The following is a 23,980-nucleotide window of genomic DNA, read 5'->3' as shown; positions in this document are numbered from 1 at the left end:
CCCCCGGTCGTTCGCGTCCGTCGGCCCGCGGGTCCGCCGGGACGTCCACCGCGCTGGTCGTCATGGACGGAAGCCGTGGTCAATTAGGGTGGGGCGCATGTTGCGAGAGGTGACGGCCGACCGGTATGTGACGCCGCTGCGGGAAGGGGGCTCCCTGCCCGGGCTGGTGGAGGCGGGGGCCGGCGGGTTGTGGGTCGCCAAGTTCGTCGGGGCGGCGCAGGGCCGCAAGGCGCTGGTGGCCGAGGTGGTGAGCGGGGAGCTCGCGCGGCGGCTCGGATTCCGGGTGCCGGAGCTGGCCCGACTGGAGGTCGACCCGCGTGTCGCGGTCGGCGAGCCGGACCAGCAGGTGCAGGACCTGGTCAAGGCGTCCGGGGGCACCAACCTCGGGATGGCCTACCTCAGCGGGGCGCTGGGCTTCGACCCGCTCGCGTTCCCCGTCGACCCGGCGCTCGCCGGGCGCGTCGTCTGGTTCGACGGGCTGATCGGCAACGTCGACCGCTCCTGGCGCAACCCCAACCTGCTGGTCCACGGCGGCGAGCTGTGGCTGATCGACCACGGCGCGAGCCTGATCTTCCATCACAACTGGCCGCGCGCCGCCGCGTCCGCCCGCAGGACTTTCGACGCCTCCGACCACGTCCTGCTGTCGTTCGGCCCCGACGTCGCGGCGGCGGACGCCGAGCTCGGCCCGCAGGTGACGGAGCAGTTGCTGGGCGAGGTGCTCGCGCTCGTCCCGGACGTCTGGCTCGAGGACGAGCCCGGCTTCGACGGTCCGGACGCGGTGCGCGCCGCGTATGTCGCACAGCTGGCGGAGCGGGCCGCCGGCCCGAGGGAGTGGGTGGCGCCGTGAACGGGGACGCAGCGGTCGAGAAGCTGGTGTACGAGTACGCGCTGGTGCGCGTCGTGCCGCGGGTGGAGCGCGGCGAGCAGATCAACGCCGGGGTGCTGGTCTACAGCCGCCAGGCGGGCGTGCTGCGCGCGGCGATCCACCTCGACGAGGCGCGGCTGCTCGCGCTGGACCCGGACGTGGACCTGGACGGCGTCCGCGCCGCGCTCGACGCGGTCGCGCATGTCTGCGGCGGCGGCGAGGCGGCCGGCCAGGCCCGCGACGAGGAGCCCGGCCGACGCTTCCGCTGGCTGACCGCTCCCCGCAGCACGATCGTCCAGCCCGGTCCGGTCCACTGCGGCCTGTCGGTCGATCCGGCGGCGGAGACGGAACGGCTGCTGGCGCTGCTGGTGCGTTGAGCCGGTGTGAGGATGATCTCCGGTCAGGGGAATCCCTGAGCTGCGGCGGGCGGCGCGGATACGGTCGCCGCATGACTGCAACGATCATGAGCGACGACCACCGGGAGCGGGTGCGGCGCGCCTTCGTCGCGCCGGGGGAGTTCACCACCTCGCCGCTCTACCGGGCGCTCAGCCGCACCGTCGCCGACGAGGAGGCGCTGCTCGACCTCGCCGCCTCGGGCAGGTCCGGGCAGTACCCGACGTTCCTCTTCTTCGGCGCGGTCCACCACCTCCTGCTGACGGGTCCGCAGGACCCGCTCGGCGCGTACTTCCCCTCCGTCGTCGGCCCGGACGCGGAGGCGCTGCCCGCGGAGGAGGCCGGGCCCGCACTGGTGGCGTTCTGCGCGCGCTACGAGGCGGAGCTGCGCGCGCTCGTCGCCGACCGGCTGGTGCAGACGAACCAGGTGCAGCGCTCGCTCGGACTGCGCTTCGGCCTGGCGGCGATGGCCGAAGAGATCGCCGCGACGTCCGACCGGCCGGTGCACCTCGTCGAGGTGGGCGCGAGCGCCGGCCTCAACCTCCGCTTCGACCGTTACGGCTACCGCCTCGGCGGACGCTCCTTCGGTGACGCGGCCTCGCCCGTGCAGCTGGAGGCGGAGCTCCTCGGCGACGGCGTCCTCCCGGACCTGGACGCGCTGCCCGCGCTGGCGAGCGTGCAGGGCGTGGACCTGAGCCCCGTCGACGTCCGGGCCCCGGAGGACCGGGAGTGGCTCAAGGCCCTGGTCTGGCCGGAGAACCACGACCAGCGGCTGCTGCTGACGGCCGCGCTGGACGTGGTGGCCGGCGATCCGCCGCCGATCCTGCGCGGCGACGCGATCGACGTGCTGCCCGGGCTGGCCGCCTCGCTGCCGCCGGGCGAACCGCGGGTGGTCTACCACTCCGCGACCCGGATGCACGTTCCCGCGCACCGGCTCGCGGCCTTCGACGCCGCGATCGCGGGGCTCGGTGAGTCCGGCCCCCTGTGGTGGCTCTCGGTCGAGGACGCACCCCACCCCGATCCGCGTCCCGACCCCTCCCGGGGCGGTGCCGCGCTCCGCCTGCGCGGCCCGGACGGCAGCAGCCGCGACCTCGCGGTCGTCGAGGGCCACCTGCGCTGGCTGGAGACCCTTCCCACGCGCTGACGGCGCGGGCCGGACGGGCCCGGAAAATCCCTGGCGCGCGGGTCGGCCTTCCTTCTACAGTGTAGAAGCCTTATACGCCGTAGAAGGAGTCCTGCCGTGAGCGCCGCCGCGCCCATGACCCAAGCCGCGCCCGCCGAGCGGAGGCCGGACCGCTGGCTGATCCTCGCCGTGATCTGTCTGGTGCAGCTCGTCGTCATCCTCGACAACACCGTCCTGAACGTCGCCGTGCCCTCGCTCACCAAGGAGCTCGGCGCCACCACCGCGCAGACGCAGTGGGTCATCGGCACCTACTCCCTCGCGCAGGCGGGCATGCTGATCGCCGCCGGCGGGCTCGCCGACCGGTACGGGCGCAAGCTCGTGCAGATGATCGGTCTCGTCCTCTTCGGGGTCGGCTCGCTCGGCGGGGCCCTCGCGTCCACCCCGGGCCAGTTGATCGCCGCACGGGCCGGCATGGGCGTCGGCGGCAGCCTGCTGCTGGCGACCACCATCGCCCTGGTCGTCCGCACCTTCGACGCCGAGGAGCAGCCCAAGGCGCTCGGCGCCTGCATGGGCGTCGGCTCGCTCGGCTTCGCGCTCGGGCCGATCATCGGCGGCGCGTTGCTCGCGCACTTCTGGTGGGGCTCGATCTTCATCGTCAACCTGCCGGTCTGCGCGCTCGGCCTGCTCGCCGTCGCCAAGTTCGTGCCGGAGTCCAAGGACCCGCAGGGCGAGCGGCCGGACCTGCTCGGCGCGCTGCTGTCGATCGTCGGCCTGGTGGCCGTCGTCTACGCGATCATCCAGGGTCCCGGCTACGGCTGGACCTCCGCCCGCACGCTCGTCCCGGGCGCGATCGGCGTCGTCTTCCTCGCCGCGTTCATCCTGTGGGAGCGCCGCACCCCGCACCCGTTGCTGGACATGGCGTTCTTCCGCAACGCCCGCTTCCGCGGCGCGGTCTCCGGTGGCGTGCTGGTCTCCTTCGGCATGGGCGGCTCGCTGTTCCTGCTGACGCAGCACCTGCAGTTCGTGCTCGGCTACGGCCCGCTGGAGGCCGGTCTGCGCACCGCACCGATGGCACTGACCATCGTGCTGCTGAACCTCACCGGGCTCGGCATGCGGATCACCTCCAAGCTGCCCGCGCCCGTCGCCATCGCCGGTGGCCTCAGCCTGATGGCGGGCGGCCTCGCCGCGATCGCCGTCCTCGGACGGCACGGTTCCTACCCGGGCATCATGCTGGGCCTGCTGCTGATGGGCGCCGGCGTCGCCTGCGCCCAGCCCGCGATGGCCGGCTCGGTGATGAGCTCGATCCCGCCGGAGAAGGCCGGTGTCGGCTCCGGCCTGATGGGCACGCTCAGCGAGCTCGGCAACTCCCTCGGCGTCGCCGTGCTGGGCGCCGTGCTGACGGCGGGCTTCGCCGCCTCGCTGCCGACCGGCGTCCCGAAGGACGCGGCCCGCTCGCTGCCCGAGGCACTGGCCACGGCCGGTCCGCGGGACGCGCACCAGGTGGCGAACGGCTTCGCGGACAGTCTGACCAGTGCTCAGCTGATCGGCGCCGTCGCCGTCCTGCTCGGCGGCCTGCTCGCCGCCTGGCTGATCGGCCGGGTCGCCGCGGGCGCCCCCGCGGGCGGCCAGGTCACCGGCCCCGCCGACGCGGGTCCCTCGGAGGCTCGGCCCGCCGCGGCGGGCTGAGCGGGCGGCGCGGGCCGTGCCCGCGAGCGGGCGGCACTACGATCGCCGCATGGCCCCGCAGAAGTCCGATCAGCCGCCGAACCCGGCCGCCGCGCCGCAGGTCAGCGTCTGGGTCCGGCCGCCGAGGGAGCGGAAGCGGGGCAACGCGCCCAGCGGGCTCTCCCGGCAGCGCATCGTCCGCGCCGCGATCGCGCTGCTGGACGCGGAGGGCGAGCAGCGCTTCTCGATGCGACGGCTGGCGGCGGAGCTCGGGGTCACGCCCATGTCGGTCTACTGGTATGTCGACAACAAGGGCGAGCTGCTGGAGCTCGCCCTGGACGAAGCCCTCGGCGAGATGCGGATCCCGCCGCTCGCCGAGGACGGCGACTGGCGTGAGCACCTGCGGGTGATGTGCGAGGAGTACCGCGCGTTCTACCGCCGACACCTGTGGGCGACCCGGGTGGCGGGGGAGGTGCTCCCGCTCGGGCCCAACGCGCTGTTCTTCACCACCAGTGCGGTCGCCGCGGCGGAACGCACGGGGCTGCCGCGGGAGCAGTACGCGGGCGCGCTGGGCCTGCTCTTCCAGTTCGTGTACGGTTTCGCGACGTCGGAGGGGCAGATGCTGATCCGCGTGCGCGAATCCGGGCTCGCCGAGGAGGAGTACCACGCCGCGGTGGTCGGCCTGGCGGCCGAGATCGACCACCAGCACATCGACAACGCGGACAAGGTCATGCCGCCCCAGGTGGGAGAGACGCAGGCCACCAAACGCGACCGCAGCTTCGCCGAGGGCCTGGACCTCGCACTCGACGGCATCGAGGCCCGCATCCGGAGGGCTTCGACCCAGGGGTGAGTTGCCACTCCCAGGGGACGGCCCCTGAGGCGCTACGCGCCTCAGGTCAGGAGGGATCCACGGGGCGGCGGTGGGTGCCGGCGAGACGGAGGAGCTCCTCGCGGCCGCGGACCGGTTCCGCGTCGATCTCCAGGACGCGGCCCCGGGGCAGGTAGCGGACGCCGTCGATCTCGCAGAGCAGGAGCCCCGTGCCGGAGTCGTGCACCAGCGCCTCGCCCACCGGCGCCGGGCCGCCGACCGTGCGGCGCTCGCCGCCCCGGCACGCGGAGATCAGCTGCACGTACTGTGGCGCCGCGGCCTCGCCGCCCTCGGCCGGGAAGAGCACCAGCGCCGTGACGCCCGTCTCCCGCCGGAGTCGGACGTACCGCATCGGTTGCCCGCCTCCCTCGCGCACCGCGCGCAGCACCGGACCGCACGTGGCGGCGCGGTCGAGGGTGAACCAGCCGATCCGGGCCAGGGCCGCGACGGCGACGGGCCCCAGCAGGAGGAAGCGCCAGTGGCCCAGGTGGAAGTGGTCGTCGAGCATCCCGCCCACCGACAGTGCGAGGAGGAACCACGCCTCTGTGCCGAGCACGGCGGCAGCCGCCCAGCGGCGGGGGCCCAGGGAGGCTTGGTCGCTGCGTCGGCGTGGCGCGGAGAACTTCGCGCCGGGTCCGTGGCGGTCGGCGTACCGGGCGACGGCGGAGAGGCTTGCGTAGCTCAGCCCGTCGGCGAGGGACGGCCAGTCGTCCTCGTCGTTGTCGGGCGTCGCCGACTGCGGGGTCGGCGAGAGCGGCCCGGCCGCCTGTGCCCGGCGGACCCGTCGCGCGCAGGCCAGCGGGGTGAGCACCACCGCTCCGGCCAGGCCGAGCAGGCCGGAGCCGCCCCCGGAGACCACCGCCACCCACGAGGTGGTCACCGTGTCCACGGCCTTGCCGAGGAACGGCCACGGCAGGGCGATGATCGCCTCGTGGTCCCCCGCCCTGGCCTGCGCCGTGTCGCAGTCGACGGTCGACTGCTCCGAGCCGCCCGCCCAGCGGACGACGCAGATCCCGCCGCGACCGTCGACGCTGACCACCTCGGCGGTCGTGTGCGTGCCCAGCAGCGCCACGTCCACCGCGGCCAGGACCACGAGCGCGGAGAACGCCAGCGCGAGCACCGCCCACAGCGGAGCCACCGGCAGGCGGCGCGGGCGCGGAGAGGGAACGGCGTCCGTCGGCTCGTTGAGCCAGGTGCCGACCGTGCGCGCGTCATGGGTGCCGAGGCTCAGCCGGACCGTCGCGCCCTCGGGCGTCCGGTAGCGCAGGCCCACCCTCTCGAAGGCGGGCTGGCCGGTCCGGTTGGGGAGCGCGGTCGCGTCGACGGCCTTGCCGCCGCGCGGCAGCGCGGTGGCGCTGCCGTCCTGGCCCAGGAAGACCGGAGTGTCCAGGCGAGGGTCCACCAGCAACCGTCCCTTGCGGCCGTCGAGCCGGCCACGGAAGTGCACCGCCCGTCCGGCCGCGAGGCCGCGCCGACGCCGGGCCGCAGCCCACCGGACCAGTCCGGCGACGACCAGTGGCAGCACCACGAGCCCCACGAAGCTGCTGACAAAGCTGCTGACCATCGGTTTCGTTGATCCCCTCCGTCGTGTCGGAGCAGCGTAGAGGGGAGCGGTCCGCGCACAGTCGGCGGGGGTGCCCCGGCCGGGCGGGTGCGCGCACCCGCTGAGCTGCACGTTAGAATTCCCTAGCGTGAGCGCCAAGCCCTTCATCCCCGATGTCCTGGCCGCCCGCTACGCCTCCGGCGAGCTTGCGCGGCTGTGGTCCCCCGAGCACAAGGTCGTCCTCGAACGGCAGCTGTGGCTGGCCGTGCTGAAGGCCCAGGCCGACCTGGGGATCGACGTGCCCGAGGGCGCCGTCGCCGACTACGAGCGGGTTGTCGACACCGTCGACCTCGGCTCCATCGCCGAGCGTGAGCGGGTCACCCGCCACGACGTCAAGGCCCGGATCGAGGAGTTCAACGCCCTCGCCGGCCATGAGCAGGTCCACAAGGGCATGACCTCCCGCGACCTGACCGAGAACGTCGAGCAGCTGCAGATCAAGCAGTCCCTCGAGCACGTCCGCGACCGCACGGTCGCGCTGCTGGCGCGCCTGGCCCAGCTCGCCGCCGAGCACGGCGAGCTCGTGATGGCCGGTCGCTCCCACAACGTCGCCGCTCAGGCCACGACGCTGGGCAAGCGCTTCGCCACGGCCGCCGACGAGCTGCTCGTCGCCTTCACCCGGCTGGAGGAGCTGATCGCCCGTTACCCGCTGCGCGGGATCAAGGGCCCGGTCGGCACCAGCCAGGACATGCTGGACCTGCTCGGCGGCGACGCCGCCAAGCTCTCCGAGCTGGAGCGCCGCGTCGCCGGTCACCTCGGCTTCGAGCAGGGCTTCACCTCCGTCGGCCAGGTCTACCCGCGCTCGCTCGACTACGACGTGCTCACCGCCCTGGTCCAGCTGGCCGGCGCGCCGGGCTCGCTCGCCAAGACGATCCGCCTGATGGCCGGCATCGAGCTGGTGACGGAGGGCTTCAAGGAGGGCCAGGTCGGCTCCTCCGCGATGCCGCACAAGATGAACACCCGCTCCTGCGAGCGCGTCAACGGCCTGGCCGTGATCCTGCGCGGCTACGCCTCCATGGTCTCCGAGCTCTCCGGTGACCAGTGGAACGAGGGCGACGTCTCCTGCTCCGTGGTGCGCCGCGTCGCGCTGCCGGACGCGTTCTTCGCCTTCGACGGTCTCATCGAGACCTTCCTGACCGTGCTCGACGAGTTCGGCGCCTTCCCGGCCGTCATCGCCGCCGAGCTGGACCGCTACCTGCCGTTCCTCGGCACCACCAAGGTGCTGATGGCCTCGGTGCGCGCCGGCGTCGGCCGCGAGACCGCCCACGAGGCGATCAAGGAGCACGCGGTCGGCTCCGCCCTGGCGATGCGTCAGGGCGTGCGCGAGAACCAGCTGCTGGACCGCCTCGCGGCGGACGAGCGGATCCCGCTGGACCGCGCGGGCCTGGACGCCCTGCTGGCGGACAAGCTCTCCTTCACCGGCGCGGCCGCCGCGCAGGTCGGCGAGGTCGCCGCCCGCGTGGAGCAGATCACCGCCCGCTACCCGGAGGCCGCCAAGTACCGTCCGGGCGCGATTCTCTGATCCCGCTCCCGCGCTGAGACAGCACGCAGCGAAGGCCGTCGACCTCCCCACAGGTCGGCGGCCTTCGCGGTCCCAGGGTCGGCGTCACACCATGACGTGCTTGGCCTGTGTGTACTCCAGCAGGCCGGCCATCGACAGGTCGCTGCCGTAGCCGGACTGGCCGCGACCGCCGTGCGGCATCTCGGAGACGGTCGTGCCGTGGGTGTTGACCCAGACGATGCCGGTGCGCAGCTCGCGCGTCGCGCGCATCGCCCGCTCGATGTCCCGGGTCCACACGCTCGCGGCGAGCCCGAAGCGCACGCCGTTGGCGAGCCGCAGCGCCTCCGCCTCGTCCGCGAAGGACTGGACGGTGACGACCGGCCCGAACACCTCCTCCTGCACGATCTCGTCGTCCTGCCGGACCGAGGAGACGACCGTCGCCTCGTGGAAGAAGCCCTCCCGTGCCACCGGGCCGCCGCCCGCCACGATCTCGGCATGACCGGGGAGCCGGTCCAGCAGCCCACGGACGCGGGCCAGTTGGGCGGCGCTGTTGAGCGGGCCGAAGGCCGCGCCCGGCTCGTCCGGCGCACCCGTGCGCAGCGCGGCGGCCCGCGCGGCGAACGCGGCCAGGAAGGCGTCGTGGACGTCGCGGTGGACCAGCAGGCGGGTGGCGGCCGTGCAGTCCTGGCCCGTGTTGTAGAAGGCGACCTCGGCCAACGCCTCCGCGACCGCCTCCACGTCCACGTCGTCGTGCACCAGCACCGGTGCGTTGCCGCCGAGTTCGAGATGCAGACGCTTCAGGTCGGCGGCACAGGCCGCCGCGATCTCCCGTCCGGCGCGGACGCTGCCGGTGACGGCGACCATCGCGGGGGTCGGGTGCGCGACCAGCGCCGCGCCCGTGGCCCGGTCGCCGCAGACGACGTTGAGCACGCCGGGCGGCAGGTGCTCGGCCGCGAGCCGGGCCAGCAACGCGGTGGAGGAGGGGGTGGTGTCGGCCGGTTTGAGGACGACGGTGTTGCCGGCCGCCAGTGCCGGGGCCAGCTTCCACACCGCCATCATCAACGGGTAGTTCCACGGGGTGATCTGGGCGCAGACCCCGACCGGCTCACGGCGCAGCAGCGAGGTGCGGTCCTCGGTGTACTCCGCCGCCACGCTGCCCGGCAGGGCCCGGGCGGCGCCCGCGAAGAACCGCAGGGTGTCCACGACGGCGGGCAGTTCGTCGGCAAGGAAGGCGTCGCGCGGCTTGCCGGTGTCGGCGCACTCGGCCTCCGTGAACTCCTTGAGGTGGCGTTCCACGGAGTCCGCGAGGCGCAGCAGGGCCCGTTGCCGTCGGGCCGGCGTGGTGCGCGACCAGCGGTCGAAGGCCGCCTCCGCGGCGACGCAGGCCGCGTCGACGTCCGCAGGGCCGGAGCGGGCGGCGTGGGCGTGGGTCCGTCCGGTGGACGGGTCGACCAGTTCGCTCTGCGCGCCGGTCACCGCGGGCCGGTCCTGGCCGCCGATGTGGTTGAGCACCAAGAGAGGTGAGTGGACGTCAGCCACGGCGCAGTGCCTCCTTCGCGGCGGCGCGGCCGGTGCGGACCGCGCCCTCCATGTAGCCGGCGACCCACTGGTCGGAACCGCAGACGTAGAACGGCGGTTCGTGGGTGGCGTGCAGTGGGCCGACCCGCTGCACGTCGCCGGGCACCCACTGGGTCACGTAGCCCTGCGTCCACGGGTCGGTGCCCCAGCAGCGCAGCCACGCCGCCAGTGGGTCGAGCGCGGGCGGCCCGTACAACACCGCTATCTCGGACAGGAGTTCGCGCTCGCGCAGCTGGGCCGGCATGCCGAGCAGCGGGCCCAGGCGCTCCGGCGGAACGAGTGCCGAGAGCACGGCCGTGCTCTGCGGCCAGGTGCTGCCGAGCACGCCCTCGCACTCCGACAGGCCGCTGAGCCCCCGCTCCCGCCAGAACGGCTGCCGGTAGGCGGCGACGAACTTGGCGGCCAGGGCGTGGCGTTGCGCGTGCAGGGAGGCCAGGCGCGCATCGGAGACGCCGGTGACGGTGACGTCCCGCAGCGGTCCGACCGGCAGCGCGCTCACCACCGCCGAGGCGGTGAGCGTCTCGCCGCCGCGGAGGCGGACCGTGCAGCGGTCCGGCCGGACGTCCAACGCGGTCACCGGTGCGCCCAGTCGGACGCGCGGGCCGAGCTCCTCGGCCATCCGCAGGGCGACCGTCGCCGATCCCTCGGCGACCCGCAGGCCCTCCCAGTCCTCGTAGTCGTAGTGGCCCGCGCTCGGCACCGCCGCCTGCTTGCGCAGCGCGGCCAGCAGCGAGGTGCGCTCGATCGAGCCGTCGGCCAGCCCCAACGCGCCGATCTCCCACAGCCGCACCACCGCCGGCGACGCCTTGCGGGAGCGCAGCCAGGCGCCCACCGAAAGACCGTCCAGGGCCGCCACGTCCGGGTGCGACCACGGGTCGTCCGGGTCGACGGTCCGGGCCAGGTCGACGAACTCGGCGGTGGCCTTGCGGTGTTCGGCCTCGTCCTCGGGGCCGAACCAGTGCGGCGGGTCGCCCGCCGAGACACCCTCGGGTGTGGCCCGGGCGATCAGGCCCGGTTCGGCGACGTAGCTGGGGACGAGCGTCAGCTCCAGCTCCTCGACCAGCCCCAGGTAGGCCGTGTGGGCCCGGCCGACGACCTCGCCGCCCAGCTGGACCAGCCGCCCGTCCGGCAGTTGCTGCTGCTCGACCCGCCCGCCGACGCGCTCGCGGGCCTCGACGACGAGCACGTCGACACCGGCGTGGACGAGGTCCCGCGCCGCGCTCAGCCCGGCCAGGCCGGCGCCGAGCACGATGACGTCGTGGTTCACTTCGGTTCCCTTCCTTCGACGCCTGGGTGGTCAGTGGCTCAGCACCAGCGCGTGCTCGGGGTCGTAGGCCAGCTCGACGGTCTCGCCGCCCGCCCAGCGGTCCTCCATCCGGGCGCGGGCGGTGTTCTGCTCCAGCGCCGCGACGGTGACACCCGGCGCGAGCTCGATCAGGTACGTCGTGGTGGGGCCGGAGTAGACCGTCTCCCGGATCACGCCGTTGACGACCGGCATGCCGGGCTCGAAGTCGGAGAGCCAGATCTTCTCCGGCCGGATCGACACGTCCACCGCGCTGCCCTCGGCGATTCCGGGGCGCGGGCCCACCGGCAGCGCCGGGCCGCCGTCCAGGTGCACGGCGCCGTCCCGGAAGACACCGCCGACCAGGTTGGAGGTCCCCATGAACGCGGCCACGAACCGGCTCTCGGGCCGCTCGTAGACGTCCTCGGGCGTGCCGCACTGCTCGACCCGGCCGCCGTTCATCACCGCGACCCGGTCGGACATGGTCAGCGCCTCGTCCTGGTCGTGGGTGACGAAGACGAAGGTGATGCCGACCTCGCGCTGGATCTGCTTCAGCTCCACCTGCATCTGGCGCCTCAGCTTCAGGTCCAGCGCCGCCAACGGCTCGTCCAGCAGCAGGACCGCCGGGCGGTTGACCAGCGCCCGGGCCAGGGCGACGCGCTGGCGCTGGCCGCCGGAGAGTGTGCGCGGCTTGCGCTCCGCCATCCCGCCCAGCTGGACCAGGTCGACCATGGCGCCGACCCGCTCGCGGATCTCCGCCTTCGGCACGCCCTTGCGCTTGAGGCCGAAGGCGATGTTGTCGGCGACGCTGAGGTGATCGAAGAGCGCGTAGCTCTGGAAGACGGTGTTGACGTTGCGCTTGTTCGGCGGCAGCGAGGTGACGTCCTCGCCGGAGAGCAGCACGGCGCCCTCGGTCGGGTCGGCGAAGCCGCCGATCATGCGCAGGGTGGTGGTCTTGCCGCAGCCGGAGGGGCCGAGGAGCGAGAAGAACTCGCCCGGGGCGATGTCCAGGCACAGGTCGTGCACCGCGTGGGAGCCGTTGAACTCCTTGCCGACGTGGTCGAGTCTGACGGCGGGCACGGCTTCGGGTGCGGCGGAGGGTGCAGTGGTCGGCGTCATGGGTGTCACTCCCCGGAGATGAGGTCGAGGCCGCCGCGGCGGCCGAAGAGACGCGGGATGGCCAGGGCGAGGCCGATGAGGGTGATCGAGCCGGCCAGCATCAGCGTCCCGACCGCGTTGATCGTCGGTTCGACGCCGAAGCGGATCGCGGAGTAGATGCGCACGGCCAAGGGCTGCGGGTCGACGCCGGTGGTGAAGTAGGCCAGCACGAAGTCGTCGAAGACGAGCGCGAAGATCAGCACGGCGCTGGCCAGGATGGCGGGCAGCAGCGCCGGCAGCGTCACCAGGCGCAGCGCCTGCCAGCGCGTCGCACCGAGGTCCATCGCGGCCTCCTCGACCTCCGGGTTCAACGCGGCGACCCGGGAGCGCAGGATGACCGTGACGTAGGAGATGGAGAAGGTGATCTCGGCGATCATCACCGTGCCGCTGTTGAGCGTGACACCGAGGCCCTTGAAGAGCAGCAGCGAGGCGACGCCGGTGACGATCTCCGGGGTGATCAGCGGCACCATCATGATGAGCCCCGCGTAGGCGCCGAGCCGTCCCTTGTTGCGGACCAGGCCGAGCGCGAGCGCCACCCCCAGGACGACCGAGCCGAGCATGGCGACGAGGGAGACCTCCAGGCTCATCCCGAGCGAACCGAGCAGGACCGAGTCGTGGAAGAAGGCCTCGTACCAGCGCAGCGAGAAGCCCTTGAAGATCGTGAGCGACTTCTGCGCGTTGAAGGAGAAGAGCACGACCATGGCGATCGGCAGGTAGAGCAGGACGAAGAAGACCACGGTGACGGCGATCGCGAACACCGGCCTGCGGCGTTGGCCGCGACGTCTGCGGGGGCGCGGCGGGGGAGCGGTGGGGTTCATCGGGTGGCCTCCGCCTCGTCCTTGCGGGTGCGCCGCAGGTAGCCGAACATCGCGAGCAGCAGCACGGCCATCAGCGCCATCGTCAGCGCGGAGCCCAGCGGCCAGTCCTGGCCTTCGAAGAACTTGTCCTGGATCAGGTTGCCGATCATGATCTGGTTCGGTCCGCCCATGAACTGGGCGCTGACGAAGTCGCCCATCGCGGGCAGGAAGACCAGGACCATGCCGGCCGCCGCGCCCTGCCGGGTGGCGGGGACGGTCACGAAGAGGAAGGTGCGCAGCGGCCCGCCGTACAGGTCGCGCCCGGCCTCGATCAGCGCCGTGTCCATGCGCTCCATGGCGGCGTAGAGTGGGATGATCATGAAGACGACGAAGCCGTAGACCAGCCCGGCGATGACGCCGAACCCGGTGTTGAGGATCTTGGTGTGGTCGTCCGCGAGCCCGACGGCGCGCAGCAGCTGCAGCACCGGCCCGTCGTCGGACAGCAGCACCGACCACCCGTACATCCGCACCAGGTAGTTGGCGAAGAACGGCACCACGATCGCGGCGATCAGCGCGTTCTTGAAGCGGCCCGCGTGCAGTGCGACCGCGTAGGCCACCGGGTAGGCGATCAGCAGGCAGATCACCGAGGTCAGCAGCGCGTAGCCGAGGGAGCGGACCATCACGTCCCGGTAGGCCGGGTCCGCCAGCGCCTTGAGGTTGCCGAGGTCGGTACCGAACCGCGGATCGCCCAACTGGTCCGTGGTGCCGAAGGAGATGGCGGCGACCAGCAGCAGTGAGGCGATGAAGAACACCGACATCCACACGGTGCCGGGCAGGGTGAGCCAGGTCCAGATCCGCGCGCCTGCGGCGGAGGGACGGGGTCGTCGTCCGCGTCCGCCGACGTTCTTGGCCGGCGCCGGTCTCTCGGTCCGGACGGGGGTGCGCAGTGCCATCTCAGCCCGCCTTCACGTCGGTCCAGGCCGTGTCGCGCGCCTGCGCGCCGTCGCCGCTCGGATTGCGGAAGTAGAGCGACGGCTTGAGGTCGCCCGGTTCGATCACGCACTGCGGCAGCTGCTTGACCATCGCCGCGTAGGTGGCCTCCGTGCCGTGGACCGGCATCGGGTAACCGAGGTACTGGATGGTCTTGATCGCGTTCTCGGGGCGCAGCATGTAGTCGATGAACAGCATCGCCGTGCCGGGATGCTCGGCGTTGGCGGGTATCGCGAAGCAGTCGGAGTTGATCGGCGATCCCTCCTTGGCCACCTCGAAGCCGTACAGCGTCGCGTCCTTGGCCTGGCTGAGCACGCTGACCATGTCGCCGCTCCAGGCCTGGGTCATCGTGGCGGTGCCGTTGAGCAGGTTGTTGTAGTCGTCGCTGGAGAAGCCGCGCAGGTGCGGGCGGAGCGTCTGGAGCAGCGAGGTCATCCGGTCGAGGTCGCCCTGCGCGGTGGTGTTCGGGTCCAGGCCCAGCTTGAGCGCGGCCATGCCCAGCACCTCGTCCTCGTCGTCGAGGAGGAAGGTGGTGCCGCTGGACTGCGCGTCCCACAGGTCCTGCCAGGAGCCGGAGAGGGCGCCCAGCTTGTCGCGGCGCCAGCCGATGCCCGTCTTGTACATCGTGAACGGCACGGTGTGCGCGGACTTCGGGTCGTACCAGGGGTCGTCGAAGTAGGAGTAGCTGCCGAAGACGAGCTCGGCGTTGCGCAGCTTGCTGTGGTCGATGGCGTACAGGCGGCCCGCCTGGGCCAGGCGCTGCGCGTACTTGGCGGAGGGGAAGATGACGTCGTACTTGTTGCCCGCGTCCAGCTTGGCGACCATGCCCGGCATCGAGTCGAAGTTCGACTGGATGATCTTGACGCCGTACTCCTTCTGGAAACCGGCGAAGACGGAGGGGTCGATGTAGTCGGCCCAGTTGAAGTAGACGAGCGGGCCGTCGACCTTCATGTCGATGGGCTTCTCGGTCTGCGCCACGGGCACGGTGGCGGGCTGGCTGAAGCCGCAGCCGGCCAGGCTCAGGCCGAGGGCGCCGAGACCGCCGGCGCGGAGCAGGGATCTGCGGGAGAGCTGGGGGAGGTGATCGGACATCGGTGTCCTCTCCGGGTGGGTGGACCGGCGGGGTATGGGCGGGGCCGGTCGGAGGTGACGGAGGGTGTGCGGCATCCCGGGCTCTGGTCAGGGGCGGTGAGCAGGGAGGACGCACCGGGCGCGCTCAGCGGGGCGCGCGGCGCGCGGCGTGCGCCACGCGGCGGAAGCAACGGAAGGGGTGCGGTGGTGGGGGATGTGCGCTGGGGCGGTGGCGCGTCGCGCCCTGGTCAGCCGCGGTGGTCGGTCGGGACCTTGGGCGACCCGGGCGGGAACGGGGTGGTCAGGCCGAGCTGCGGGGCGACGACGGACCAGATCTGGTCGCGGGCGTCCGCCACGTCCGACGGGGACGAGCCGAGCAGGATCCTGGTCCCGAAGCCGTTGGTCAGCGCGATCACCAGGTCCGCGAGACGGCCCACGTCGCACGCGCCGAACTCGCCGGCCGCCTGACCGTCGCGGACGACGCCCGCGATCCACTCCCGCAGGTTGCCGTACAGGTCGCGGGCGACTCCGAGTGAGTCCGCGTCGCGCACCGCGCGCAGGTGCAGCTCCTGCCAGAGCAGGAAGTCCCGGCGCAGCTCGGTGTCGATCGGCAGGCACGCGTCGACGACCCGGCCCAGCTGCCAGGTGTGCGGCAGCTCGTCGGGCGGCTCGGCGGCGTAACCCTCGACACCGGCGTGCTCGTAGGAGAAGGCCAGCGCCTCCAGGAACAGCTTCTCGCGGGTCTCGAAGTGGTAGTGCAGCAGGGCCGAGGAGACCCCGGCACGCTCCGCCACCATCCGCATCCGGACCTTCTCGAAGCCGACCTCGGCGATGGTGTCGCAGGCCGCGAGCAGGATCGCGCGCCGCGTCTGCTCCGCGCGCTCCTCGTTGCTGCCGCGGCGACCGGCCGCGGGCGCGGTCGTGCTCACGCGGTCGCCTCCGGCTCGGTGGTGGGTCCGGCGGCGGGGGCTGCGTCCCCGGCGGAGGCCCGGTCGAGGTCGGCGCGGATGCGGTCGGCGAACCAACCCACCGCCGACTCGCGGCGCGAGAGCGGGCCGGGCTGGAACCCCGGCGTGCTCAGGCCCTGCTGGACGCGGGCCACCAGCTCGGCGTCCTCGTCGTTGGTGATCCACCCGATCCGGATGTTCAGCCGACGGGCGAGCTTCGTGCGCAGGCCGGAACCCGGCTTGGTGTAGAAGGCGCCGGGGATCGCCACGCGATCGGGTGCGCTGGGGACGGCGGTCCAGGCGATCACGTGATCAGGATAGAAGTCCAGCAGCGTGTTCGGGTAGATCACCGCGTAGCGCCACGTGCGCCGGTCCGCCTCGGTCAGGCCCGGCATCGGGCTGACGAGCCGCTGGTAGAGACGCTCAAGCAGGTTGGAGGAGGGCTTGTCGCGCAGCGGCGACTCGAACAGCACGTAGGAGTCGTGCAGTTCGCCGCTGGTGTAGCGCTGGTAGTCCAACAGGCGCATCAGCGCCGGGTGGGCCACGGGAACGTGGTAGCCCTCCAGGTAGTTGTCGACGGCGACCTTCCAGTTGGCGTGCTGCACCTCCGCGCCGGCCAGGTCGTGGATCCGGCCGCGCCCGATGGGCTCCAGATCCGCAGGGACGTAGCGGCCCACCGCCTCGGCCAGACCGGCGCAGCTCTCCGCCAGCGGCGTGGCGCGCCCGTCCAGGTTGACGAAGACGAAGCCGAGGAACGACTCCACCGCGACGGGGAAGAGGCCCAGCTTGGGCTTGTCCAGGCACGGGATCTGCCGGGCCTCCGGCGCGCCGACCAGACTGCCGTCGAGGCGGTAGGTCCAGCCGTGGTACGGGCAGCGGATCGCCTTGCCGGAGGGCTCCGGGGCGGAGACCAGCCGGGTGCCGCGATGGCGGCAGACGTTCAGGTGGGCGGCGAGACCGCCGTCCTCGGTGCGCACCACCAGGACCTCTCGTCCGGCGGCCCGGGCGGTGAACCGGGCACCCGGGCCCGGCAGATCGGACTCGTGCCCGACCAGCTGCCAGGAGCGGGCGAACACCTGCTCCTGCTCGGCTTCGGCGACGGCCGGATCGGTGTAGTAGCGGGCGGCCAGCGCCGCCGCCGGCGGTGCGGCGTCGTTCGTGGCGGGCGGTTCGGTGGGGCGGGTCAGTTCGGACTGCATGACGCTCCTGCTCGTCGCGCGGGGCGGGGGTGGGGCAGGGACTGACTGTCTGCTCAGCGAGTGGTGCGGCAAGGTTGCGCCCTGACGAGGTCGGTGTCAATACTTGCTGACTAACTGGTTGGTCAGTACTTTGGTCGTCACCGCCAGGCCGACACCGGCGCTCCTGATGTCCCATCCCAGGAGTCGCCCCGGCCCGGGCGCGGCACTTCTTCCCACCCCTCCCACGGCCCGGCACCGCTCTCGCCGGACCTCTCCGCAGCGCACCCGTCCCACCACGGAGGCAGGCATGCACGGATCCCGCAGGAACGCCTGGCTCGGACTGACCCCCGAGCCGGAGCTCGAGCTGCCGTACGCGGTGGCCCGACTCCGCGCTCGGGGCAGCGCCGCGAGCGCGGAGTCGTCCGAGACGGAGAGGAGCCGCGTCGAACGCCTGATCCTGCACGGCACCCAGCGCACCTGGCTCGCCTACCTGCACGAGGTCGCCGAGCTGGTGGTGGCGGTGGCCACTGGAACCGGTCCACCGGGCGGCGACCAGATCGAGGCGGCGCTCGTCGCGGGAGAGGTCGTCCTCGGCCACCACCGGATGCTGATCGGCCTCCCCGGCCCGGCGTACGAGCAGACCGCCGCCGATCGGGCCCTGCTCGGCCGTGCGGTCGAACGGCTCGCCCGCCGGCAGCCGGCGCCGAGCGATCGCCCGAGCCGTGACGCGACCGCGCGGGACGCGGCCACCCCTCACGGGACCACCCGAGACGCGACCACCCGAGACGCGACCACCCGAGACGCACAGGCAGGTTTGCGATGACCGTGATCCACACCCCCACCCCTTCCGGCACCCCGGCGTGCGTGCTCGGCCCGACCCCGGACCAGGTCGAGAGCCTCGCCGCCTACCGAGCCCGGGGCGGTTACCGCGCCGACATGGCGCCCGAGGAGTTGCTGGCCCGCGTCGAGGCGGCCGACCTGCGCGGCCACGGCGGCGCGGGCTTCCCGACGGTGGTGAAGCTGCGCGCCGTGCGCGACGGCGCCGGGACCGCAGTCGTCGTCGCCAACGGCGAGGAGGGGGAGCCGGGTTCGGTCAAGGACCGCTGGCTGCTGCGGGCCCGCCCGCACCTGGTCCTCGACGGCCTCACCCATGCCGCCCGCATCACCGGCGCCGACCGGGCCTACGTCTACCTGTCCGATCCGGCCGCGGCGGCAGCCGTGCGCGACGCGCTCGGCGCGTGCGACCCCGACCCCGCCCTGCGTGTCGAGGTCGTGCGCACCGAGCCCGCCTACGTCGCGGGGGAGGAGAGCGCCGTCGTCCGCCGCATCGACGGCGGGCCGGCGCTGCCGACCGCCAAGCCGCCGCGTCCGTTCGAACGCGGCGTCGGCGGAGCGCCCACCCTGATCTCCAACGTCGAGACGCTGGCCCGCCTCGCGCTGCTGGCTTCCGACGCGGCGGCCACAGGGACCGTGCTGCTGACCCTGTCCGGGGGCGGTCTCCCGGCCGCGGTCCTGACCGAGGCCCCTTACGGCGTCGCGTTGGCCCGCCTCGCCGCCGACCACGGGGTGCTGCCGCCTTCGGGCGTCCTGATGGGCGGCCTGTTCGGCGGGCTCCTTCCCCCCTCCGCCCTTCGGCTGTCACTGGACCGGGACCTCCTGGCCCGGGCAGGGACGGGTCTGGGCTGCGGGGCGATCCGGTTCCTCGCCCCCGACGAGTGCCCGGTGTCGGTCGCGGCCGATGCCGTCGACCACCTGGCCGTCGAGAGCAGCCGTCAGTGCGGGGTGTGCGTCTCCGGCACCCGGGCCCTGCGCGACACCCTCGTCGCCCTGTCGGAAGGCCGGTGCGACGCCGACGGTCTTGCCGCACTGAGCCGTTGGGCGCAGGGCCTGCCCGGCCGCGGTGCCTGCGGCCTCCTCGACGCCGCCGCCCGCCTGGCCGGTTCGCTGCTCACGGGCTTCCCCGACCTGGTCGACGCCCACCGCAGCAGCCCTTGCCCGACCTGCGCCGCAACCCCACCGAGCGGCGGCCACCGCCTCCGCGTCCCGGTTCCTGTTCCGGTTCCTGTTCCTGTTCCGGCGCGGGATCCGGTCCCCAACGCGGCAGCGACGTCAGTGACGGCGGCGTTGCCCCACTCGCCGGCGCCGGCCTGCGTCGGCTGACGCCACCCGACTTGCCACCCCACGTCACCACCGCTCACCCCAGAGGGACCGCCATGAAACTCCGCATCGACTCCACCCGCTGCCAGGGCTACGGGGAGTGCCTTCCGCCCGCGCCCGGCCTGATCGAACTCGACGAGTGGGGCTACGCGCAGCTCCTGACCGTGGAACTGACCGCCGATCAGGAGCCCTCCGCCCGTGCGGCCGTCGACTCCTGCCCCAACAGTGCCCTGCGGCTGGAGCGATGACCGATGAGACGTGACCTCACCGCCCTCTTCGACCCGGCGTCCGTCGCCGTCCTCGGCGCCAGCGACGACCCGGCCAAGTACGGCCACGCCATTGCCGTCCAGGCGCTGCGCGCGAACGGCCGTCGCCCGCTGCACCTGGTCAACCGGCGCGGCGGGACCGTGCTCGGACGCACCGCCGCCACCAGCCTCGGTGCGATCGGCGAGCCGGTCGAGCTGGTCGTCGTCAGCGTCCCGCAGGCGGGCTTCGAGGACGCCGTGGACGAGGCGCTCGCCTGCGGGGCCCGCGCGATCGTGGCCATCACGGCGGGCTTCGCCGAGCTCGGCGCGGCGGGCCTGGTCCGGCAGCAGGCCGTCGCCGACCGTGTGCGGGCCGCCGGTGCGCTGCTGGTCGGCCCGAACTGCCTGGGTGTCGCCGACAACACCACCGAGCTCTTTCTCGCCTCCGACCGTTTCGCCCCTGGCGGCATCGCACTGCTGAGCCAGAGCGGCAACCTCGCCCTGGAGCTGCAACTGCGGCTCGCGCCGCAGGGGCTGGGATTCTCCCGGTTCGTCTCCCTGGGCAACCAGGCCGATGTGACCCTGGTCGACCTCGTCGCGGACTGCGCCCGGCACGAGGGCACCCGGGCGATCGCCGTCTACGCCGAGGACTTCGGCGACGGGCGCGCCTTCGCGGAGGCGGCCGCCCGTGCGGGCAAGCCCGTCGTGCTGCTCACCGCCGGGCGGGGCGACGCGTCCGCGCGCAGCGCCAAGTCGCACACCGGCGCGCTGACCACCTCCGGCGACGTGGTCATCGCCGCCTGCCGCGACGCGGGCATCGAGCTGACCCGCACACCGCGCGAACTCGCGTGCGTGCTGGGCGCGCTGGACGCCGGGCGGCGCGCCCGGGGCCGCCGCGTCGCCGTCTTCACCGACGGCGGCGGCCACGGCTCGATCGCCGCCGACGCCGTCGAGTCGGCGGGGCTGGCGGTGCCCGAACTCTCCGCGCCCCTGCAGGCTGACCTCGCCGACCTGCTGTGGCGGCAGTCCGCGGTGGGCAACCCCGTCGACCTGGCCGGCATGGGGGAGCAGGACCCGATGTCCTACGCCCGCACCGTGCGGGCGCTGTTGGACTCCGACGAGGTCGACGCGGTGCTGCTGACGGGCTACTTCGGCGGCTACGCGGCGGCGGAGGGCGGACTGGGCGGAGCGGAAGGCGCTCTGGGCGCCGGTGAGCTGGCCGCGGCCGAGGCGATCGCGGACGCGGTACCCGCGTCGGGCAAGCCTTTGGTGGTGCAGTCGATGTACCCCTCCTCGCCCAGCTGTCAGGCCCTGCGGGCCGTCGGCATCCCCGTCCACGAGGCGGTGGAGGACGCGGCCCGCGCGCTCGTCGCCCTGGCGCCGTCGCCCGCGCCGGCCACGGAGTCCGGCGCGCCCTGCCCGGCGCTGCAGCCGCTGCCGCCGGTGGCCGCCGAGCCGGTCGGTGATCCCGACTACCACGTCACCCGCCGGCTGCTCGAGACCGCCGGTGTCCCCTTTCCGCCCGCGCGAGAGATCCGCTCGGAGGACGAACTGCGGGCCGCCGCGCGCGAGTTCTCCGGCCCCTACGTGCTCAAGGCGCTGCACCTGCTGCACAAGTCCGACGCCGGAGGCGTCGTGCTGCGACTCGCCGACGAGGAGGCGCTCGTCGCCGCCCACCGGTCGATGCACGCCCGGCTCGGCGCGCCGTCGTACTCGGTGGAGGCCATGGCGGACCTCAGCGACGGCGTGGAACTGATCGTCGGCGTCAACCAGGATCCCCGGTTCGGGCCGGTGGCCATGGTTGGACTCGGCGGCGTGCTCACCGAGGTGCTGGGGGACGTGGCCTTCGCCCTCGCGCCCGTGACCGCGGAGCACGCCGAACGCCTGCTGCGCGGCCTGCGCAGCGCCGCCCTGCTCGACGGCGTCCGCGGCCGCCCGGCCCTGGACGTGGGCGCGGCGGCGCAGGCCGTCGCCGCGATCACCGCCGCTGCGGCCGCCCGTCCCGAGTTCGCGGAGCTGGAGGTCAACCCGCTGCTGGTGACCCCGCGCGGCGCGCTCGCCCTGGACTCCCGCGCCGTCCCCGCCTGAGTTCCCACCGCCAACCCACCACCCCACCCCCACCCACTGCAGGAGACCTGAGCCCATGGACTTCCGCTACACCCCCGAACAGGCCGACCTCAAGCGCCGCGCCGCCGGCTACGCCCGGCTGCTGATGCAGTACGAGGACGAGTCCGAGCAGGCCGGCGGGCCGCTGCCGGCCGAGACGGTGCGGGAGCTGACCCGCGCCGCGATGGACGCCGGCGTCTACGCCATCAACATGCCCGTCGAGTTCGGCGGCCCGGGCCTGTCCCTGCTGGACCAGGTGATCGTCGAGGAGGAGTTCGGCAAGGTCACCAACTGCCTGTGGGACATCCCGTGGCGCCCGGCCAACGTGCTGGTCCACGGCACGGAAGCGCAGCGTGAGAAGTACCTGCTGCCGATCGTCCGGGCCGAGAAGTTCGACGCCTTCGCCGTCACCGAGCCCGGTGCCGGATCCGACCCCTCCTCCGGCACGACCACCGCCACCCGCACCGAGGGCGGGTGGCTGCTCAACGGCGAGAAGTGGTTCGTCACCTGCGGCGACATCGCCGATTTCCTCGTGGTTCAGGCCGACGCCGGGCCGGAGCGCGCCGCCACGCTCTTCTTCGTCGACAAGCAGGCACCCGGCGTCACCATGTCGCGCGTCCCGCGCTTCATGCACACCGCCGTCAACGGGCACCCCGAGTTCACCTTCGCCGACGTCTTCGTCTCCGACGAGGACGTCCTGGGCGAGGTCGGCCAGGGCTACGAGCTGACGAAGGAGTGGTTCACCGACGAGCGCCTGATGATCGCCGCCCGGACGGTCGGCGCCGCCGAGCGCGCCCTGGAGCTCGCCCGGGACTGGGCCGTGCGGCGCGAGCAGTTCGGTCAGCCGATCGCCTCCTTCCAGCTGGTGCAGGGCATGCTCGCGGACTGCGCCGCGGAGATCGCGGTGCACCGCGCCTACACCCATCAGGTCGCCTGGGAGGCCGACCGGCCCGACACCGACCGCAAGACCCTGCACGCCAAGGCATCCACGGCCAAGCTCGCCGCCAGTGAGGCGGCCGGACGCGTCGTGGACCGGTGCGTGCAGATCTTCGGCGGGCGCGGCTACGACCGCAGCTACCCCGTCGAGCGGATGTACCGGGAGCTGCGGGTCGACCGGATCTGGGAGGGCACCTCCGAGATCCAGCGCCTCATCATCGCCAACGAGCTGATCAAGCGCGGCACCCGTGCCCTCCAGCTGCCCACGCACTGACGCAACGCCCGTTCCACCCACCCTGCCCAGCTTCGTCTTCTTCGTCTTCTTCTTCCGCTGAGGAGCACCCACCATGGACTTCCGTCTCACCCCGCGTCAGGCCGAGCTCAAGGCCCGGGCCCGGGAGCTGATGGACTTCGTCGCCAAGTACGAGGTCGACTGCGAGGAGAACAACGGCCTGCCCCGCGAGGCGCACGACGCCGTCCGCGAGGCCGTCCTCGACGCCGGACTGCAGGCCGTCAACATGCCCGCCGAGTGGGGCGGCGCCGGGCTGACCATCCTGGAGCAGGCCGTCGTCCAGGAGGAGCTGGGCCGGCTGACCGGTGCCCTGTGGGACATGGTCTGGCGACCCGCCAACGCCCTGCGCTTCTGCACCCCGGAGCAGCGCGAGCGCTACCTGGTCCCCGTCATCAAGGGCGAGCGGCGCGACTGCTACGCCGTCACCGAGCCGGGCGCCGGTTCCGACCCGCAGAACCTCGCCACCACCGCCACCCGCACGGACGGCGGCTGGCTGATCAACGGCGAGAAGTGGTTCGTCACCGTCGGCGACCACGCCGACTTCCTGATCCTGCTCGCCGCGGCGGGGGAGGAGAAGGCGCCGACGCTGTTCCTGGTCGACAAGGACACTCCCGGCATCGCGATGACGCGGGTTCCGCGCTTCATGCACACCTTCGTCTACGAGCACCCCGAGTTCACCTTCACCGACGTGTTCGTCCCCGAGGACGCCGTGCTCGGCGGGCTCGGCAACGGATACGACATCACTCGGTCCTGGTTCACCGAGGAGCGGCTGATGATCGCCGCGCGGACCATCGGCGCCGCCGAGCGCGGCCTGGAGCTCGCCCGGGACTGGGCGGTGGAGCGGCAGCAGTTCGGTCAGCCGATCGCCTCGTTCCAGCTGGTGCAGGGCATGCTGGCGGACAGCGCCGCGGACATCGCGGTGCACCGCGCCTACACCCACCAGGTCGCCTGGGAGGCCGACCAGCCCGACACCGACCGCAAGACCCTGCACGCCAAGGCCGCCATCGCGAAGCTCTCCGCCAGCGAGGCGTCCGGCCGGGTCATCGACCGGTGCGTGCAGATCTTCGGCGGTCGCGGCTACGACCGCAGCTACCCCGTCGAGCGTCTCTACCGCGAGCTGCGGGTGGACCGGATCTGGGAGGGCACCTCGGAGATCCAGCGCCTCATCATCGCCGGTGAGCTGGTCAAGCGCGGGACGGGGGTGCTGCAGCTGCCGTCGGCCGACTGA

The 23,980-nt window shown here is 73.1% G+C and carries 21 protein-coding genes; 12 read left to right on the top strand and 9 right to left on the bottom strand.

The window, feature by feature from the left end; genetic code table 11:
* The first annotated feature begins 97 nt into the window (after positions 1–97).
* The 5 genes from BMY61_RS05685 (at position 98) to BMY61_RS05665 (ending at position 4,896) form a co-directional block, all read left to right on the top strand.
* Positions 98–847: a HipA family kinase gene (locus tag BMY61_RS05685; RefSeq protein ID WP_042443790.1), complete on the top strand. Its 750-nt coding sequence runs from the start codon at positions 98–100 to the stop codon at positions 845–847.
* Positions 844–1,242 (top strand): DUF3037 domain-containing protein, encoded by a 399-nt coding sequence (locus tag BMY61_RS05680; protein ID WP_042443978.1) that lies wholly within the window; start codon positions 844–846, stop codon positions 1,240–1,242. The genes BMY61_RS05685 and BMY61_RS05680 overlap by 4 nt, the downstream gene beginning before the upstream one ends.
* Positions 1,243–1,313: 71 nt before the next feature.
* The gene (locus BMY61_RS05675) at positions 1,314–2,402 is read left to right on the top strand and encodes a DUF2332 domain-containing protein (protein WP_082014792.1); all 1,089 of its coding nucleotides are present in this window, start codon (positions 1,314–1,316) and stop codon (positions 2,400–2,402) included.
* A 114-nt stretch (positions 2,403–2,516) separates the two neighbouring features.
* Entirely contained in the window at positions 2,517–4,067 is a 1,551-nt protein-coding gene (locus BMY61_RS05670) for an MFS transporter (RefSeq protein WP_143094190.1), read from the top strand.
* A 49-nt stretch (positions 4,068–4,116) separates the two neighbouring features.
* Entirely contained in the window at positions 4,117–4,896 is a 780-nt protein-coding gene (locus tag BMY61_RS05665; RefSeq protein ID WP_042443788.1) for a TetR/AcrR family transcriptional regulator, read from the top strand.
* A gap of 46 nt (positions 4,897–4,942) precedes the next feature.
* On the opposite strand, the gene BMY61_RS05660 is transcribed toward BMY61_RS05665, so the two are convergent.
* A complete protein-coding gene (locus BMY61_RS05660; protein WP_042443787.1) occupies positions 4,943–6,478 on the bottom strand; it encodes a hypothetical protein in 1,536 nt (511 codons plus the stop codon).
* Between the two features lie 127 nt (positions 6,479–6,605).
* Here BMY61_RS05660 and purB point away from each other — a divergent pair, with 127 nt between their 5' ends.
* On the top strand, positions 6,606–8,036 hold the full coding sequence (gene purB, locus BMY61_RS05655) for an adenylosuccinate lyase (protein ID WP_042443784.1): 1,431 nt from the start codon (positions 6,606–6,608) through the stop codon (positions 8,034–8,036).
* An 84-nt stretch (positions 8,037–8,120) separates the two neighbouring features.
* Here the strand turns inward: purB and BMY61_RS05650 are convergent, their stop codons facing one another.
* The 8 genes from BMY61_RS05650 to BMY61_RS05615 form a co-directional block, all read right to left on the bottom strand.
* Positions 8,121–9,554 carry an aminobutyraldehyde dehydrogenase gene (locus BMY61_RS05650; protein ID WP_082014790.1) on the bottom strand — a complete coding sequence of 478 codons (1,434 nt, stop codon included), beginning with the start codon at positions 9,552–9,554 and terminating at the stop codon, positions 8,121–8,123.
* Positions 9,547–10,860, bottom strand: a complete 1,314-nt coding sequence (locus BMY61_RS05645) for a flavin monoamine oxidase family protein (RefSeq protein WP_042443781.1) — start codon at positions 10,858–10,860, stop codon at positions 9,547–9,549. The genes BMY61_RS05650 and BMY61_RS05645 overlap by 8 nt, the downstream gene beginning before the upstream one ends.
* 30 nt (positions 10,861–10,890) lie before the next feature.
* Complete coding sequence (locus BMY61_RS05640; RefSeq protein ID WP_042443779.1) at positions 10,891–11,994, bottom strand: ABC transporter ATP-binding protein; 1,104 nt, start codon at positions 11,992–11,994, stop codon at positions 10,891–10,893.
* 5 nt (positions 11,995–11,999) lie between these two features.
* Positions 12,000–12,851 (bottom strand): ABC transporter permease, encoded by an 852-nt coding sequence (locus BMY61_RS05635; protein WP_063773193.1) that lies wholly within the window; start codon positions 12,849–12,851, stop codon positions 12,000–12,002.
* The gene (locus BMY61_RS05630) at positions 12,848–13,783 is read right to left on the bottom strand and encodes an ABC transporter permease (RefSeq protein WP_042443775.1); all 936 of its coding nucleotides are present in this window, start codon (positions 13,781–13,783) and stop codon (positions 12,848–12,850) included. The genes BMY61_RS05635 and BMY61_RS05630 overlap by 4 nt, the downstream gene beginning before the upstream one ends.
* Before the next feature lies 1 nt (position 13,784).
* On the bottom strand, positions 13,785–14,912 hold the full coding sequence (locus BMY61_RS05625) for a polyamine ABC transporter substrate-binding protein (RefSeq protein WP_042443773.1): 1,128 nt from the start codon (positions 14,910–14,912) through the stop codon (positions 13,785–13,787).
* A 227-nt stretch (positions 14,913–15,139) separates the two neighbouring features.
* Positions 15,140–15,820, bottom strand: a complete 681-nt coding sequence (locus tag BMY61_RS05620; RefSeq protein ID WP_042443771.1) for a TetR/AcrR family transcriptional regulator — start codon at positions 15,818–15,820, stop codon at positions 15,140–15,142.
* Positions 15,817–17,037: an aromatic ring-hydroxylating oxygenase subunit alpha gene (locus BMY61_RS05615; RefSeq protein ID WP_042443768.1), complete on the bottom strand. Its 1,221-nt coding sequence runs from the start codon at positions 17,035–17,037 to the stop codon at positions 15,817–15,819. Before BMY61_RS05615 ends, BMY61_RS05620 begins: the two co-directional genes overlap by 4 nt.
* A gap of 286 nt (positions 17,038–17,323) precedes the next feature.
* Here BMY61_RS05615 and BMY61_RS05610 point away from each other — a divergent pair, with 286 nt between their 5' ends.
* The 6 genes from BMY61_RS05610 to BMY61_RS05585 all read left to right on the top strand — a co-directional run bounded on the left by BMY61_RS05610 (position 17,324) and on the right by BMY61_RS05585 (position 23,980).
* Positions 17,324–17,839 (top strand): hypothetical protein, encoded by a 516-nt coding sequence (locus BMY61_RS05610; protein ID WP_042443766.1) that lies wholly within the window; start codon positions 17,324–17,326, stop codon positions 17,837–17,839.
* Positions 17,836–19,176 carry an NADH-ubiquinone oxidoreductase-F iron-sulfur binding region domain-containing protein gene (locus BMY61_RS05605; RefSeq protein WP_063773192.1) on the top strand — a complete coding sequence of 447 codons (1,341 nt, stop codon included), beginning with the start codon at positions 17,836–17,838 and terminating at the stop codon, positions 19,174–19,176. Before BMY61_RS05610 ends, BMY61_RS05605 begins: the two co-directional genes overlap by 4 nt.
* Before the next feature lie 53 nt (positions 19,177–19,229).
* Entirely contained in the window at positions 19,230–19,421 is a 192-nt protein-coding gene (locus BMY61_RS05600; RefSeq protein WP_042443764.1) for a ferredoxin, read from the top strand.
* A 3-nt stretch (positions 19,422–19,424) separates the two neighbouring features.
* Complete coding sequence (locus BMY61_RS05595) at positions 19,425–21,506, top strand: acetate--CoA ligase family protein (RefSeq protein ID WP_042443762.1); 2,082 nt, start codon at positions 19,425–19,427, stop codon at positions 21,504–21,506.
* Between the two features lie 55 nt (positions 21,507–21,561).
* Complete coding sequence (locus tag BMY61_RS05590; RefSeq protein WP_042443760.1) at positions 21,562–22,734, top strand: acyl-CoA dehydrogenase family protein; 1,173 nt, start codon at positions 21,562–21,564, stop codon at positions 22,732–22,734.
* 73 nt (positions 22,735–22,807) lie between these two features.
* Positions 22,808–23,980: an acyl-CoA dehydrogenase family protein gene (locus BMY61_RS05585; RefSeq protein WP_042443757.1), complete on the top strand. Its 1,173-nt coding sequence runs from the start codon at positions 22,808–22,810 to the stop codon at positions 23,978–23,980.

The sequence above is a fragment of the Streptacidiphilus jiangxiensis genome, from assembly GCF_900109465.1.
GTDB classification, from domain to species: domain Bacteria; phylum Actinomycetota; class Actinomycetes; order Streptomycetales; family Streptomycetaceae; genus Streptacidiphilus; species Streptacidiphilus jiangxiensis.
This window is presented reverse-complemented; position numbering and strand designations above follow the sequence as displayed.

Coding starts and splice junctions, on each gene's coding strand:
- BMY61_RS05685 (WP_042443790.1), top strand. CDS start 98: ATGTTGCGAGAGGTGACGGCCGACCGGTATGTGACGCCGCTGCGGGAA.
- BMY61_RS05675 (WP_082014792.1), top strand. CDS start 1,314: ATGACTGCAACGATCATGAGCGACGACCACCGGGAGCGGGTGCGGCGC.
- BMY61_RS05670 (WP_143094190.1), top strand. CDS start 2,517: ATGACCCAAGCCGCGCCCGCCGAGCGGAGGCCGGACCGCTGGCTGATC.
- BMY61_RS05665 (WP_042443788.1), top strand. CDS start 4,117: ATGGCCCCGCAGAAGTCCGATCAGCCGCCGAACCCGGCCGCCGCGCCG.
- BMY61_RS05660 (WP_042443787.1), bottom strand. CDS start 6,478: ATGGTCAGCAGCTTTGTCAGCAGCTTCGTGGGGCTCGTGGTGCTGCCA.
- BMY61_RS05640 (WP_042443779.1), bottom strand. CDS start 11,994: ATGACGCCGACCACTGCACCCTCCGCCGCACCCGAAGCCGTGCCCGCC.
- BMY61_RS05635 (WP_063773193.1), bottom strand. CDS start 12,851: ATGAACCCCACCGCTCCCCCGCCGCGCCCCCGCAGACGTCGCGGCCAA.
- BMY61_RS05630 (WP_042443775.1), bottom strand. CDS start 13,783: ATGGCACTGCGCACCCCCGTCCGGACCGAGAGACCGGCGCCGGCCAAG.
- BMY61_RS05625 (WP_042443773.1), bottom strand. CDS start 14,912: ATGTCCGATCACCTCCCCCAGCTCTCCCGCAGATCCCTGCTCCGCGCC.
- BMY61_RS05615 (WP_042443768.1), bottom strand. CDS start 17,037: ATGCAGTCCGAACTGACCCGCCCCACCGAACCGCCCGCCACGAACGAC.
- BMY61_RS05610 (WP_042443766.1), top strand. CDS start 17,324: ATGCACGGATCCCGCAGGAACGCCTGGCTCGGACTGACCCCCGAGCCG.
- BMY61_RS05605 (WP_063773192.1), top strand. CDS start 17,836: ATGACCGTGATCCACACCCCCACCCCTTCCGGCACCCCGGCGTGCGTG.
- BMY61_RS05600 (WP_042443764.1), top strand. CDS start 19,230: ATGAAACTCCGCATCGACTCCACCCGCTGCCAGGGCTACGGGGAGTGC.
- BMY61_RS05595 (WP_042443762.1), top strand. CDS start 19,425: ATGAGACGTGACCTCACCGCCCTCTTCGACCCGGCGTCCGTCGCCGTC.
- BMY61_RS05590 (WP_042443760.1), top strand. CDS start 21,562: ATGGACTTCCGCTACACCCCCGAACAGGCCGACCTCAAGCGCCGCGCC.
- BMY61_RS05585 (WP_042443757.1), top strand. CDS start 22,808: ATGGACTTCCGTCTCACCCCGCGTCAGGCCGAGCTCAAGGCCCGGGCC.